At 69.2% G+C, this 13,421-nt stretch carries 11 protein-coding genes; 6 read left to right on the top strand and 5 right to left on the bottom strand.

What is annotated here, in order from left to right; translation table 11 throughout:
* Positions 1-24: 24 nt before the first annotated feature.
* Together nirB and ACRSCF_RS23490 are read right to left on the bottom strand one after the other, a co-directional pair.
* The gene (gene nirB, locus ACRSCF_RS23495; protein ID WP_244387213.1) at positions 25-2,541 is read right to left on the bottom strand and encodes a nitrite reductase large subunit NirB; all 2,517 of its coding nucleotides are present in this window, start codon (positions 2,539-2,541) and stop codon (positions 25-27) included.
* Between the two features lie 260 nt (positions 2,542-2,801).
* The gene (locus ACRSCF_RS23490; protein WP_244387211.1) at positions 2,802-3,809 is read right to left on the bottom strand and encodes an AraC family transcriptional regulator; all 1,008 of its coding nucleotides are present in this window, start codon (positions 3,807-3,809) and stop codon (positions 2,802-2,804) included.
* 162 nt (positions 3,810-3,971) lie between these two features.
* Here ACRSCF_RS23490 and ACRSCF_RS23485 point away from each other — a divergent pair, with 162 nt between their 5' ends.
* Genes ACRSCF_RS23485 through ACRSCF_RS23465 form a run of 5 tightly spaced genes read left to right on the top strand, consistent with a single transcriptional unit; the run spans position 3,972 to position 8,997 of the window.
* On the top strand, positions 3,972-4,820 hold the full coding sequence (locus ACRSCF_RS23485; RefSeq protein WP_244387210.1) for a TauD/TfdA dioxygenase family protein: 849 nt from the start codon (positions 3,972-3,974) through the stop codon (positions 4,818-4,820).
* Between the two features lie 29 nt (positions 4,821-4,849).
* Positions 4,850-5,908 (top strand): 3-keto-5-aminohexanoate cleavage protein, encoded by a 1,059-nt coding sequence (locus ACRSCF_RS23480; RefSeq protein WP_198129404.1) that lies wholly within the window; start codon positions 4,850-4,852, stop codon positions 5,906-5,908.
* Between the two features lie 14 nt (positions 5,909-5,922).
* The gene (locus tag ACRSCF_RS23475; protein WP_034368771.1) at positions 5,923-6,891 is read left to right on the top strand and encodes a Bug family tripartite tricarboxylate transporter substrate binding protein; all 969 of its coding nucleotides are present in this window, start codon (positions 5,923-5,925) and stop codon (positions 6,889-6,891) included.
* Positions 6,892-6,930: 39 nt separating this feature from the next.
* The gene (locus ACRSCF_RS23470) at positions 6,931-7,902 is read left to right on the top strand and encodes a quinone oxidoreductase family protein (RefSeq protein ID WP_034368767.1); all 972 of its coding nucleotides are present in this window, start codon (positions 6,931-6,933) and stop codon (positions 7,900-7,902) included.
* 12 nt (positions 7,903-7,914) lie between these two features.
* Positions 7,915-8,997, top strand: a complete 1,083-nt coding sequence (locus ACRSCF_RS23465; protein WP_244387209.1) for an AraC family transcriptional regulator — start codon at positions 7,915-7,917, stop codon at positions 8,995-8,997.
* Between the two features lie 4 nt (positions 8,998-9,001).
* Here the strand turns inward: ACRSCF_RS23465 and ACRSCF_RS23460 are convergent, their stop codons facing one another.
* From ACRSCF_RS23460 to ACRSCF_RS23450, 3 genes are read right to left on the bottom strand one after another with little or no spacing between them, the layout of a single operon-like run.
* A complete protein-coding gene (locus ACRSCF_RS23460) occupies positions 9,002-10,060 on the bottom strand; it encodes a 3-keto-5-aminohexanoate cleavage protein (RefSeq protein WP_046240895.1) in 1,059 nt (352 codons plus the stop codon).
* A gap of 56 nt (positions 10,061-10,116) precedes the next feature.
* Positions 10,117-10,962 carry a TauD/TfdA dioxygenase family protein gene (locus ACRSCF_RS23455; protein ID WP_034368769.1) on the bottom strand — a complete coding sequence of 282 codons (846 nt, stop codon included), beginning with the start codon at positions 10,960-10,962 and terminating at the stop codon, positions 10,117-10,119.
* Between the two features lie 20 nt (positions 10,963-10,982).
* A complete protein-coding gene (locus ACRSCF_RS23450) occupies positions 10,983-11,951 on the bottom strand; it encodes a tripartite tricarboxylate transporter substrate binding protein (RefSeq protein WP_244387207.1) in 969 nt (322 codons plus the stop codon).
* 246 nt (positions 11,952-12,197) lie between these two features.
* On the opposite strand from ACRSCF_RS23450, the gene ACRSCF_RS23445 reads away from it, so the two are divergent.
* Complete coding sequence (locus tag ACRSCF_RS23445) at positions 12,198-13,418, top strand: porin (RefSeq protein ID WP_244387205.1); 1,221 nt, start codon at positions 12,198-12,200, stop codon at positions 13,416-13,418.
* Positions 13,419-13,421: the final 3 nt, after the last annotated feature.

Genomic DNA, 13,421 nt, shown 5'->3' with positions numbered 1-13,421 from the left:
CTTGTCGCGGGTCTCTAGGGGGTGTCAGGCGGTGGCCTCGCTGCGCTCCTCGGCGCGCGCCGGGCGGATCTGGCCGCGCTCCTGCACGAAGACGATGTGCTCGTCGGGCTGGTCGCTGTTGATGAAGCTGCGAAAGCGCTGGCGCACTTCGGGCGTGGTGACGGCGGTTTTCCACTCGCACTGGTAGGTGTCCACCACATGCTGCATCTGGGCCTCGAGTTCGGCGCCCAGGCCCAGGCTGTCGTTGACCACCACGTCCTTGAGGTAGTCCAGGCCGCCTTCCAGGTTTTCGCGCCAGGTGCTGGTGCGCTGCAGGCGGTCGGCCGTGCGCACGTAGAACATCAGGAAGCGGTCGATGAGCTGCAGCAGCCTGTCCTTGGACAGGTCGGAGGCGATCAGCTCGGCATGGCGCGGCTTCATGCCGCCGTTGCCGCAGACGTAGAGGTTCCAGCCCTTGTCGGTGGCGATCACGCCCACGTCCTTGCCCTGGGCCTCGGCGCATTCGCGCGTGCAGCCCGAGACGCCGAACTTGATCTTGTGCGGTGCGCGCAGGCCCTTGTAGCGGTTTTCCAGCTGCACGGCCAGGCCCACGCTGTCGTCCACGCCGTAGCGGCACCAGGTGGAGCCCACGCAGCTTTTGACGGTGCGCAGCGACTTGCCGTAGGCATGGCCGGACTCGAAGCCGGCCGCGATCAGCTCCTCCCAGATCAGCGGCAACTGCTCCACGCGCGCGCCGAACAGGTCCACGCGGGCGCCGCCCGTGAGCTTGGTGTACAGGCCGTATTTCTTGGCCACCTGGCCGACGGCGATCAGGCCGTCCGGCGTGACCTCGCCGCCGGGCATGCGCGGCACCACGGAGTAGCTGCCGTCCTTCTGGATATTGCCCAGGTAGTAGTCGTTGCTGTCCTGCAGGCTGGCCAGCTGGGGCTGCAGCACGAACTCGTTCCAGCACGAGGCCAGGATGCTGGCGGCCAGCGGCTTGCAGACATCGCAGCCCAGGCCCTTGCCGTGTCGGTGCAGCAGCTCGTCGAAGGTCTTGATGCCGCCCACGCGCACCAGGTGGTACAGCTCCTGGCGCGAGTGCGGGAAATGCTCGCAGACATGGTTGTTGACGGCCATGCCGCGCCGGGCCATCTCGGCCTTCATGACCTGGGTGGCCAGCGGCACGCAGCCGCCGCAGGTGGCGCCGGCCTGGGTGCAGGACTTGAGCTCGGCCATGGTGCAGGCGCCTTCGCCCACGGCCGCGCAGATCTGCGCCTTGGTGACGTTGTTGCACGAGCAGATCTGCGCCGTGTCGGGCAGGGCGTCCACGCCCAGGCCGGGCTTGGCCTTGCCGTCGCTGGAGGGCAGGATGAGGAACTCGGGCTCCTCGGGCAGGGCGATGCTGTTGAGCGTCATCTGCAGCAGCGTGCCGTACTCATCGGCATTGCCCACCAGCACGGCGCCCAGCAGCTGGCGGCCGTCCTCGCTGACCACGATCTTCTTGTAGACCTGCTTGCGCTCGTCGATGAACTGGTAGTTGCGGCTGCGCGGCGTCTTGCCCTGTGCGTCGCCGATGCTGGCCACATCCACGCCCATGAGCTTGAGCTTGGTGCTGAGATCGGCCCCGCCGAAGGCGGCCTCGGCCTCGCCCGCAATGTGGCGGGCCGCCACGCGCGCCATGTCGTAGCCGGGTGCCACCAGGCCGAAGGTCTGCTCGCGCCAGGAGGCGCATTCGCCAATGGCGTAGACGCTGCGGTCGCTGGTGCGGCAATGGTCGTCCACGGCCACGCCGCCGCGCGGGCCTATGGCCAGGGCGCATTGGCGCGCGATCTCGTCGCGCGGGCGGATGCCGGCGGAGAAGACGATCATGTCGGTCTCCAGGTGCGTGCCGTCGGCAAATACCATGCGGTGGCGTGCCGTGGCGCCGTCGGTGATCTCCAGCGTATTGCGGCCCGTGTGCACCTGCACACCCAGGTCCTCGATCTTGCTGCGCAGCACGCGGCCGCCGCCGTCGTCCACCTGCACGGCCATCAGGCGCGGGGCGAACTCCACCACATGGGTCTCCAGGCCCAGGTCGCGCAGGGCCTTGGCGCATTCCAGGCCCAGCAGGCCGCCGCCCACCACCACGCCGACGCGTGATTTCGCGGCCGAGGCCTGCATGGCCTCCAGGTCCTCGATGGTGCGGTAGACAAAGCAGTGCGGCCGGTCGCGCCCCGGCACGGGCGGCACGAAGGGCGCCGAGCCCGTGGCCAGCACCAGCCTGTCGTAGGAGATGACTTCGCCATCGGCCGTGGTCACGGTGCGCTCGCGCCGCTCCACGGCTGCCGCCCTGGCCGCCAGGCGCAGCGTGAAGCCGCTGGCCTCGAAGAAGCCGGGCGCCACCAGGCTCAGGTCCTCGGCGCTCTTGCCGGAGAAGAATTCCGACAGGTGAACACGGTCGTAGGCGGCGCGCGGCTCCTCGCACAGCACGGTGACGTTCGCATCTGCCACCCCCAGGGCATGCAGCTGCTCGAGAAATTTGTGGCCCACCATGCCGTGGCCGATCACAACGATGTTCATCTGGCGTCCTGCGTTGCGCATCCAGTGTTTTGCGGGCCGCAGGCCAGGGCCGGCGGGTCAGGGCTGCCAATGCAAGTGCCGTGCCAGCACCGCTGCGCGGTGCCTGCCCGTGGTGCACGCTGTCTGGTGCGCAGACAGCGTGCACCGCAATGCGCCCGCCGCACCGCGCAGGGGCGGGGTGCGCCGTGGTGGTGCGTCAAGTGCGATCAAGTGCGCCAGGTCCGCCAGGTCCGCCAGGTGCGCCAGGAACGCTGGGTACGTCAGGCGCGAGGCAGTCCCTGCGCGCGGCTGCGCCAGGCCTCGGGCGCGCAACCGAATTGCGCAGCGAACCAGCGCGTGAAGGCGCTGTGGCTGGCATAGCCGAGCATGGCGGCGACCTGGCCCACGCTGTAGTGGGGGTGGTCCAGGTAGCGCAGGGCCAGTTCGTGGCGCACTTCGGTCAGCAGCTCGCTGAAGCTCAGGCCCTCTCGGTCCAGTTCGCGCTGCAGCGTGCGCAGGCTGCGCCCCATGCCCTGCGCCACGCCCGCGCAGGTGGCGTTGCCCGAGGGCAGCAGCAGGTAGATGACCCGGCGCGCCTGATGGCCCACGGAGGCGGCACGGTGGGCCGGCATGGCCTCCACCAGCCGCAGCGCATAGCGCGCCAGCGCGGGGTCGGCCAGCGGGTTGGGCTCGTCCAGGTCGGCGGCGCGGCAGGCGATGCCGTTGAACTCGGCGCCGAACGTGATGCGGCAGCGGAACATGCGGCGGTGCTCGGACAGGTCGGCCGGTGGCGCGTGGCTGAAGCTGACGCCCTGCGGCCGCCAGCGCTCGCGCAGCAATGCCTCGCACATGCGCCACAGCACGCCCATGGCCAGTTCCACGGACTGGCGCATGGCGCCGTGCAGGACGAAGTCCTCGCGCAGGATGACGATGTCCCCTGCATCCTCCAGGTGGATCAGCAGCGATTCGTTGACCAGGTGCATGTGCGCGACCAGCGTGTCCAGCGCATGGCGCAGCGTGGGCTGGTGCAGCAGCAGCAGGCTCACGGCGCCGAAGCTCGACAGCTGGCGGTGCCGGGCCATGCGCAGGCCCAGGGACTCGCAGCCCGTGGACTGGGCCGCGTCTTCCAGCAGGCGCGCGACGATGGCCACGTCGATCAGCTGGTCCTGCTCGCGCAGCAGCGCGGGCCGCAGGCCGGCCTGGCGCAGTGCCTTGTCGGGGTCGCCGCCCAGTTCGCGCATGACGTCCGAAAAATGGGTCAAGGCCGCCGCGCGCACCATGGTGACCATGCTTGCCCTCCTGTCAGTCCGTGGCCTGGTGGCACGAAATGCAAAGAGGATGGCATGGCTTGCATAGTCCGCGGAACCGGGTTTTCCTACATTGCAGAGACCGGCCCCACGCCGGGCGGACCGTGCCGCCACGGGCCTTCACAACAATGACAGGAGACAGGCATGCGCATAGAGCCCATGACATGCGCCATCGGCGCCGAATTGCTCGGCGTGCGGCTGGCCGACGCGGTGCGCGACGACGCGCTTTTCTCGGAGATCCGGGCGGCGCTGCTGCGCCACAAGGTGCTGTTCCTGCGCGACCAGGGCCTGGCGCGCGCCGAGCACGTGGCCTTTGCGCGGCGCTTCGGCGAGCTGGAGGACCATCCGGTGGCCGGCAGCGACCCCGAGCATCCGGGCCTGGTGCGCATCTACAGGACGCCCGAGCAGCCCAACGACCGCTACGAGAATTCCTGGCACTGCGACGCCACCTGGCGCGAGGCGCCGCCCATGGGCTGCGTGCTGCACTGCGTGGAATGCCCGCCCGTGGGCGGCGACACCCTGTGGGCCAACATGGCGCTGGCCTACGAACGCCTGCCGGACGCCGTCAAGGCGCTGATCGCGCCGCTGCGCGCGCGCCACAGCATCGAATGCACGTTCGGTGCGGCCATGCCCATCGAAAGGCGGCTGGCGCTCAAGGCCCAGTACCCCGATGCCGAGCATCCCGTGGTGCGCACCCATCCCGAGACCGGCGAGAAGGTGCTGTTCGTGAACGGCTTCACCACGCATTTCACCAATTTCCATACGCCCGTCAATGTGCGCGTGGGCCAGGACTTCACGCAGGGCGCCTCCGGCCTGCTGCAGTACCTGATCGGCCAGGCTGCCATCCCCGAGTACCAGGTGCGCTGGCGCTGGCGGCCGGGCAGCGTGGCGATCTGGGACAACCGCGCCACCCAGCACTACGCGGCCATGGACTACCCGCCCAGCCACCGGAAGATGGAGCGCGCGGGCATCGTCGGCACGCCGACCTTCTGAACCACGATCACGACACAAGGAGACACGCCATGAACTTTCTCGACGGCCACCTGTTCCCCGAAAACCAGCAGCCCCTGATCATCACGGCCGCGCCCTATGCGCCCTCGTGGCTGCCCTCGGACTTTCCCGGCGAGATCGCCGTGACCATGGACGAGCAGATCCAGAAGGCCGTGGACTGCTACAACGCCGGCGCCACCGTGCTGCACCTGCATGTGCGCGAGCTGGACGGCAAAGGCAGCAAGCGTTTGTCGAAGTTCAACGAGCTGATCGCCGGCGTGCGTGCGCGTGTGCCCGAGATGATCATCCAGGTGGGCGGATCGATCAGCTTTGCTCCCGAGACGGACGGCGCGGCCGCCAAGTGGCTGTCCGACGACACGCGCCACATGCTGGCCGAGCTGGAGCCCGTGCCCGACCAGGTCACGGTGACCATCAATACCTCGCAGATGAATTTCCTGGAGCAGTTCGATGCGCGCGACATACGCGGCACCTCCATGGAGGACCCGGCCGTCTTCAATGCCTACAGGGAGATGACCGTGCCCGCCCAGCCCGGCTGGGCCGAGGAGCACATCCGGCGCCTGTCCGCCGCCGGCATCCAGAGCGCCTTCCAGTGCTACAACATCAACAGCTTCGAGTCGGTGGAGCGGCTCATGCGCCGCGGCATCTACAAGGGCCCGCTGGTGATGAACTGGGTGGCGATCGGCGGCGGCATGGACGCGCCCAGCATCTACAGCCTGGCCCACTTCGTGCGCGCCGTGCCCGATGGCGCCGTGCTCACCGTGGAAAGCTCGGTGCTCAACGTGCTGCCCGTGAACATGATGGGCATCGCCATGGGGCTGCACGTGCGCTGCGGCACCGAGGACAACCTCTGGAATCAGCGCCGCACGGCCAAGATGGGCACGGTGGCGCAGATCGAGCAGCTGGTGCGCATCGCAGGCGAGTTCGGCCGCCCCATCGCCACGGCGCAGCAGGCGCGGGAGATCTGCCGGATCGGCCAGTTCTACGGCACCGTGGACGAGACGCTGGCGGCCAACGGCTTCGCGCCCAACCGCAACGGCGCCCAGCAGGGATTTCTGCGCAAGGCCGCCTGAACCGGGAGCCCATGATGCAACGCATGCCCCCCTGGACGGCCATCGTCCTGGCCGCCTCGCTGCTGGCCGGTGGCGCCCACGCCTTCGGCGACAAGCCGGTCCGGCTCATCGTGCCGGCGCCGCCCGGCGGCACCATCGATGTGTTCGCGCGCATCATCAGCGACCAGCTGGCGCAGGAGATACGCCAGCCCGTCATCGTCGAGAACCGGCCCGGCGCCGGTGGCGCCATCGCCGTCAAGCACATGCTGTCCCAGCCGGCCGACGGCAGCACGCTGCTGGTGACGGTGACCAACATCCTCACCGAGGTGCCCCATGTGCTCAAGGTCGGCTTCGACCCCATGAAGGACGTGCGGCCCGTGGCGCAGATGGCGCGCTCGGTGATGCTGTTCATCGCCTCGCCGCAGTTTCCCGCGCGCGACGGGGCCGAGGCCATCGCCTACGTGAAGGCCCACCCGGGCACGCTGTCGTTCGCCTCGTACAGCCAGGGCACGGCCTCGCAGTACGCGGGCGCCATCCTCAACAGAAGGGCCCACCTGGACATGGAGCATGTGGCCTTCCCGGGCTCGGCACCCGCGCTGGCCCAGGTCATGGGCAACCAGATCCCGCTGATGTTCGACGGATCGGTCACCTCCAAGCCGCTGATCGCGGGCGGCAAGGTCAGGCTGCTGGCCGTGGCCTACAAGAGCCGGCTGCCCGACTACCCGCAGGTGCCCACGCTGGCCGAGCTGGGCTATCCCGAGGTGGATTTCAGCAACTGGAGCGGCGTGTTCGCCTCGGCGCAGACGCCGCGCCCGCTGCTGGAGAAGATCCACGGCGCGCTGGCCCGGGTCAACGCCCGCAAGGCCGTGCGCGAACGCTATGCGGGCACGGGCTTCGAGCCCGTCGAAGGCGATCGCTCGCTGGAGCAGATGTCCACCGACCTGCGCGCCGAGTTCGAGCGCAATGCCGAGATCGTCCGGAACTTCGACATCCGGCTCAACTGATGCAGGGCGCCCCACCCAGGCGCTACACAAGGAGACTCCATGGCAAAGGCCATACGCTTTCATACCACCGGCGGCCCCGAGGTGCTCAGGCTGGAGCATGCCGAGGCCGGCGCGCCGGGACCCGGCCAGGCGCGCGTGCGCCACAGCTTCATCGCCGTCAACTTCATCGACATCTATTTCCGCACGGGCCGCTATCCGCTGGCCCTGCCCAACGGCCTGGGCTCGGACGCCGTGGGCGTGGTCGAGGCCGTGGGGGAGGGCGTGACCGAAGTGCGGCCCGGCGACCGCGTGGGCTACCTGATGGGCCCGCAGGGCGCCTACAGCGATGTGCGCGTGATGCCGGCCGAGGTGCTGATCCCGCTGCCCGACGGCATCAGCGACCGCACGGCGGCCACGCTGATGATGAAGGGCATGACGGCGCAGTACCTGTTCCGCCAGGTCCATCCGCTGCAGGGTGGCGAAACCATCCTCTACCACGCGGCGGCCGGCGGCGTGGGGCTGATCGCCTGCCAGTGGGCGCGTGCCCTGGGCGTGACCATGATCGGCACGGTGAGCACCGACGAAAAGGCCGCCGCCGCGCGCGCCAACGGTTGCGCCCACGTCATCGTGACCTCGCGCGAGAACACCGTCGCTCGCGTGATGGAGATCACGGGCGGCAAGGGCGTGCCCGTGGTCTATGACTCGGTGGGCAAGGACACGCTCATGGATTCGCTGGACTGCCTGCAGCCGCGCGGCCGGCTGATCAGCAACGGCACCTCGTCGGGCTCGGTGGTGGTGGACTCCCAGCTGCTGGCCTCCAAGGGATCGATCTGGATGACGCGGCCCGCGATGGTGCACTACATCCAGCCGCGCGCCCACATGCTGGAGATGGCGCGCGAGCTGTTCGACCATGTGCTGGCCGGGCGCATCGCCAGCGAGCCCCAGCAAAGCTTTGCGCTGGCCGATGCGGCCCAGGCGCACCAGGCGCTGGAGTCGCGCCGCACCACGGGCGCGACGGTGCTGATTCCCTGAAATGGACCTGCCATGCAGACCCCTGCGCTCCATGCCTTCGGCACCGTGGCCGCAGGCCGCAGGCCCGTCACCTGCGGCCTTATCCGCAGTGCCAGCCTGCATGGCTATGCCGACCTGGTGAAAAGCCTGGGCCATGATCCCGCCGTCCTTGTGCGCGCGGCGGGACTGTCGGCGCGCCTGCTCGACGACCCGGAGACGCTGATTCCCATCCATGCCGTGCGCGAGCTGCTGGAGGTGGCCGCGCGCACCACGGGAACGCAGGATTTCGCGCTGCGCCTGGCGGCGCGGCGCAGCCTGTCCCACCTGGGCCCCATCAGCCTTGTGCTGCAGCAAGAGCCCACGCCGCGCCAGGCGCTGGACACGCTGTGCCGCTACCTCAAGCTGCTGAGTGCGGGCATGTTCGTACGCATCGAGGACGCGGGCTCCGGGGTACTGGTGCGCCAGGACCTGGTGCCCATCGCGGGCATGGCCATGCGCCAGTCCATGGAGCTGGCGGTGGGCGTGATGTTTCGCGTGCTGCGCGAGCTGATCGGCGCCCAGTGGCGCCCGCAGCAGGTCAGCTTCGTACACCGTGCACCGGCCGATGCGTCGGCCCACCGTGCCTTCTTCGGCGTGACCCCTTTGTTTGACCAGCCTTTCAACGGCATGGTCTGCCGCCTGGCGGATCTGCAACTGCTGCGCGAATGCGGCCAGGCGCAGGGCTCGGGCGTTGCGCGCTTTGCGCGAAGCCATCTGGAGCAGGCGCTGCGCAGCCGGGGCGAAGGCATGCAGGCGGCCTGCAGGGAGCTGATCATTGCATTGCTGCCGGGCGGCCGCTGTACGGCCCAGCAGGTGGCGCGCCACCTGGGAATGGACCGCCGCACGCTGCACCGCCGCCTGCTTGCGGAGGGGCAGACTTTCTCGTCGCTGCTCGACACCATCCGCAGGGAACTGGTGCTGCGCCATCTGCAAGACGGTGGCCAGCCCCTGGGCGAGGTGGCGGGCCTGCTGGGGTTTGCCGCGCCCAGCGGCTTTTGCCACTGGTTCCGGGCCGCTTTCGGCGCCAGCGTCTCGGACTGGCGCAGGCGGGGGCAGGGACGGATTGGCGAGGCCTAGTGCGTCAGGCGGTCTTGCGCAGAAATCCCTGGTTGCCGCCGTTGCGGTTGGGCGCGAAGCCGTTGGCCGCCAATGTCTCTTCGGGGGTGTCGTAGAACACGCCAATCTTGCTGATGGCGCGCGCCTGTTGCGCCGTGGCGATGGGGCGGCCGAACTCGCGCGCGATGCGCACCAGCTGTTCGATCTGGGAGACCGTGCTGGCCTTGGCGCTGCGCGACTGGTTCCACAGGCAGTCCTCGGTGCCGCAGCGCACGTGCAGGCCCATGGCGATGCCCATCATGTTCACGGGCAGCACGTTGCGCACATTGCTTTCCACGGTGAGCACGGCTCCGTCGGGCACGGCGCGCACGAAGTGGGCCAGGCTGTAGATGCTGGGCGCGTCCATGCCGCCGCCGATCGCCACCCAGTTCATCACCAGCGGGCCCTTGTAGATGCCGCGGCGCATGAGCCGCTCCACCGACTCGAAGCTGTTGATGTTGTAGCACTGGAAGGCGCTCTGGATGCCGGCGGCGGACAGGCGCCGGATGTGCTCCTCGGCCCAGCCGGGCTGGGCGGGCACGGTCATCTCCTTGTAGGCGTCGAAGATGGCGGGATTCTCGCGCGAGGTGCCCCTGAAGTCCGCGTCCTCGGCCTGCTCCGTCACGTTCATCTGCGAGGTATTGACGGTCACCGTGACCTGGTCGGGCACGGGCTGCAGCTCGGCCAGCATGTGGCGCGTGTCGTCGGACAGCCACTTGGCGGCCGCGCCGTCCGTCTCGGGAGCAAAGCTGATCGATCCGCCCACCTGGATGATCATCTCGGGCACACGCGCACGCACGCCGGCGATCAGCTCGTTGAACTTCGACAAACGCTTGCTGCCTTTGCCGTCCAGCTCGCGCACATGCAGGTGCAGCACGGTGGCGCCGGCGTTGTAGCAGTCCACGGCCTTCTGGATCTGCTCGTCCATGGTCACGGGAATGTCTTCGGGGAAATCGCCGGGCAGCCAGCCCGGCGCATAGGGGGCCGCCGTGATGATCAGGGGCTGCTGGTTTTCGGGGAACAGGTGGCCGTCGAGAAAATTCATGGGACGCTCCGGTGGGTGGGGGTGAGGGGGGGTGTGGAAAGAGTCTGTGCAGGGCCTCAGCGCGGGATGTCGCCGACGATGCCCGCGCGCTCCATGCGGCGGGGCGCCGGGTAGTAGTCGTTGAGCGCGTAGTGCTGGGTGCTGCGGTTGTCCCAGACGGCCACGTCGCCGGGCTTCCAGGACCAGCGCACCTGGTATTCGGGAATCGTGGCGCGGCTGATCAGGTAGTTCATCAGCAGCGCGGCGCCGGGCGCCTTGTCTATGCCGTGGCGCACGTTCTCGGGCGTGCTGTAGTTGACGAAGTGGGTGCTGAAGCCCGCGCCCACGAACAGCAGCTTCTCGCCGGTCTCGGGGTGGGTGCGCACCACGGGATGCTCCACGGGCGGGTGCTCGCTGGCCAGCCGCGCGCGCGCCTCGGGCGCCATCACGGCACCGAAGGTGTGCTCTATGCCGGCCTTGGCGCGCAGGCCGTCGATGCTGCGCTTGATGCTCTCGGGCAGCTCCTCGTAGGCCTTGACCATGTTGACCCAGATGGTGTCGCCGCCGATCGGCGGGCACTCTATGCAGCGCAGCACCGCGCCCATGGCCGGGTTGGGGCGCCACAGGCCATCGCAGTGCCAGGTGTTTTCGTAGCTGTGCGGATCGTCGCTGCGGTAGATGCGCACCAAGCCAGGGTGCTCGGGATCGCTGCCTGCCACGGGATGGTCCTCCAGTGGGCCGAAGCGGCTGGCAAAGGCCACATGTTCGGCGCGCGTGATGTCCTGGTCCCGGAAGAACAGCACGCGATGGGTCAGCAGCGCGGCGCGGATATCCGCGAACAGTGCGGCGTCGCGTACGGCATCGCCGAGATGGATGCCGGAGATTTCGGCGCCGATGGCGGGGGTGATCTGTCGGATCTGCATGGTCGGTATTTCCCTGGAAGTCAGTTCGCGGTGATCTGGTATTTCTTCACGATGCCGGCGTTGCGCTCGGACATCTGGCGTGTCTCGCGCTGCAGCGCGGCGGTGTCGGTGAGCAGCTCGGGCTCCAGCCCCACGTCGGAGAGCTTTTGCTGCACGGCCGGCGCGCTGGCCGCTTTCCCGATGGTGGCGCGCAGGCGTTCCATGGTTTCGGGCGGCAGGCGGGCCGGCACGATCAGGCCCACCCAGCCGCGAAACTGCAGCTCGGGGTAGCCGAGTTCGGCGGTGGTCGGCACCTGGGGCAGGTGGCGCGAACGCCGGGGGCCGGAAAACGCGTAGGCACGCAGCTTGCCGGCCCTGATCAGGGGCACCGAGGTCAGCATGCCGTCGAACATGACGTCCACCTGGCCGCCCAGCAGGGCCTGCACGGCCGGCGGCGAGCCCGCGTAGCCCACGTGCTGCAGGTCCAGGCCCGCCTTGTCGCTGAGGATCAGGCCGGCGTAGTGCGACACGGTGCCGGGGCTGTAGCTGGCAAAGCTGGTCTGGCCTTTGCGTGCCTTGAGCTGCGCGAGCAGCTCCTGCATGTCCTGGGCGGGCTGGCTGGCCCCGGCCACCAGCACCACGCCCGAGCGGGCCAGCGAGGCCAGGGGCACCAGGTCCTTGAGCGGATCGAACGGCATCTTGATCACATGGGGGATCTCTGCCAGCAGATTGCTTGCGCCCACCAGCAGCGTCTGCCCGTCGGCGGGCGCCTGCAGCAGGGTCTGCATGCCCAGCAGGCCGCCCGCGCCCGGGCGGTTGTCTATCACCACGGCCTGGCCTGTTTCAGACGCGAGCTGCTGGCCCACGACGCGCGCCACGATGTCCATGGTGCCGCCCGGCGGTGCGGGAACGATGAGCCTGAGCGGCTGGCGGCTCCAGGCCGTGCCGGCGATGGCGATGGCGATGGCGCAGCCCGCGAGCAGCGTGGCGATGGCGTGGGGCAGTCTCATATCCGTGTCTCCTTGTTCCGTGTTCTGGCATCCAGTATCGAAAGCCCGCTTTCCCGGGACTTGCCATTGGGGGACAGGCATTTGCCTTGTTGGGACAAATCCATGGCAACCCTGACCAGGGCAACCCGCGCATGTCGTGAATTGCAAAGCCGTTGGCATGAACTGCCAAGAAGCGGCGCGATGGCGTTCCTAGAGTCGATTCGTGGCGCAGGACCGCGCCAGCCCCACGACGAACAGGAGACCCCCATGCCCCGACTTCACCCCCATCCCTGCGGCCTGCACGCGCTGGGCCTGCTGTGTCTGACAGGCGCGGCCGCCGCCCAGTCGCCCACCTCGGTCACGCTGTTCGGCGTGATGGACGCCGGCATCAGCCGCTACAGCGTGCGCAGCGAATCCTGGGACACGGGCCCCGCGCGCTCGGCGCGGCAAAGCACCTGGGCGCTGTCGCCTTCGGGCAACCTGGCCAGCCGCATCGGCATACGCGCCAGCGAGGACCTGGGCGGCGGCCTCATGGCCGGCCTGTGGCTGGAGGCGCCGGTGGCCAATGACACGGGCGGCGGCGCGCTCAACTTCGGGCGGCGCGCCACCATCAGCCTGTCCGGCCGCCTGGGCGAGCTGCGCATGGGGCGCGATCACACGCCTTCGTTTCTGAACGACTGGGCCTTCGACCCCTTCACCGTCAGCGGCGTGGGCACCAACCTGATCGCCGTGGTCAACAGCAACCTGGCCATCGCCCGCGCGCTGGCCACGGGCGGCCTGCTGGGCGGCGGGCTGTCGGCGGGCACGGACACCTATCTGCGCGCAGGCAACTCCATCGGCTACTTCCTGCCGCCGGGCCTGGGCGGCGTCTACGGGCAGGCCATGTACGCCTTCCCCGAGAACAGCTCGAAGCGGGGGCGCTACGCGGGTGCCCGCATCGGCTGGGCCATGGGGGCGGCCGATGTGGCGCTGGGCTATGGCGAGAACACCCTGGGCACCTCGGGCGCCGGCGCGGAAAAGATCCGGTCGCTGAACCTGGGCGGCTCCTATGACTTCGGCCCGGTCAAGCTGTTTGGCGAATGGTCCGGCGTGCGCAACGAGCGGCGCGACGCCGGCACGCTGGCCGCCATCAACGACCGCTACCTGGGCGTGCTGGCCGGTGTGAACATCCCCGTGGGCCAGGGGGCGCTGCGCGCCTCCTATGCACGTGTGCAGTTCAGGAATGGCCAGGGCCTGGCCGACGGCGATTCCTCGGTGAACAAGCTCGCCCTGGGCTATGTGCACCCGCTGTCCAAACGCACGGCGCTGTACGCCACGGTGTCGCGCATCAGCGTGGGCAACGGGCGCAACAACCCGGGCGTGATGGGCGTGACGCCGCTGGTGGTCAGCAACCCGGCCATCCTGCCCCAGCCCGGCTACCTGACCACGGGCGGCATGCAGCCGGCCGGCGCGCTCGGGCTGGACCTGGGCCTGCGGCTGATGTTCTGAACG

It is taken from the genome of Delftia sp. 11MD, from assembly GCF_050907895.1.
GTDB lineage: Bacteria > Pseudomonadota > Gammaproteobacteria > Burkholderiales > Burkholderiaceae_C > Comamonas > Comamonas tsuruhatensis.
The sequence above is the reverse complement of the archived record's forward strand: the minus strand, read 5'-3'. Positions and strand labels throughout refer to the sequence as shown.

Bases quoted from the DNA above. Each gene is read 5' to 3' on its own strand.
- nirB (WP_244387213.1), bottom strand. From the start codon at position 2,541: ATGAACATCGTTGTGATCGGCCACGGCATGGTGGGCCACAAATTTCTC.
- ACRSCF_RS23490 (WP_244387211.1), bottom strand. From the start codon at position 3,809: ATGGTCACCATGGTGCGCGCGGCGGCCTTGACCCATTTTTCGGACGTC.
- ACRSCF_RS23485 (WP_244387210.1), top strand. From the start codon at position 3,972: ATGCGCATAGAGCCCATGACATGCGCCATCGGCGCCGAATTGCTCGGC.
- ACRSCF_RS23480 (WP_198129404.1), top strand. From the start codon at position 4,850: ATGAACTTTCTCGACGGCCACCTGTTCCCCGAAAACCAGCAGCCCCTG.
- ACRSCF_RS23475 (WP_034368771.1), top strand. From the start codon at position 5,923: ATGCAACGCATGCCCCCCTGGACGGCCATCGTCCTGGCCGCCTCGCTG.
- ACRSCF_RS23470 (WP_034368767.1), top strand. From the start codon at position 6,931: ATGGCAAAGGCCATACGCTTTCATACCACCGGCGGCCCCGAGGTGCTC.
- ACRSCF_RS23465 (WP_244387209.1), top strand. From the start codon at position 7,915: ATGCAGACCCCTGCGCTCCATGCCTTCGGCACCGTGGCCGCAGGCCGC.
- ACRSCF_RS23460 (WP_046240895.1), bottom strand. From the start codon at position 10,060: ATGAATTTTCTCGACGGCCACCTGTTCCCCGAAAACCAGCAGCCCCTG.
- ACRSCF_RS23455 (WP_034368769.1), bottom strand. From the start codon at position 10,962: ATGCAGATCCGACAGATCACCCCCGCCATCGGCGCCGAAATCTCCGGC.
- ACRSCF_RS23450 (WP_244387207.1), bottom strand. From the start codon at position 11,951: ATGAGACTGCCCCACGCCATCGCCACGCTGCTCGCGGGCTGCGCCATC.
- ACRSCF_RS23445 (WP_244387205.1), top strand. From the start codon at position 12,198: ATGCCCCGACTTCACCCCCATCCCTGCGGCCTGCACGCGCTGGGCCTG.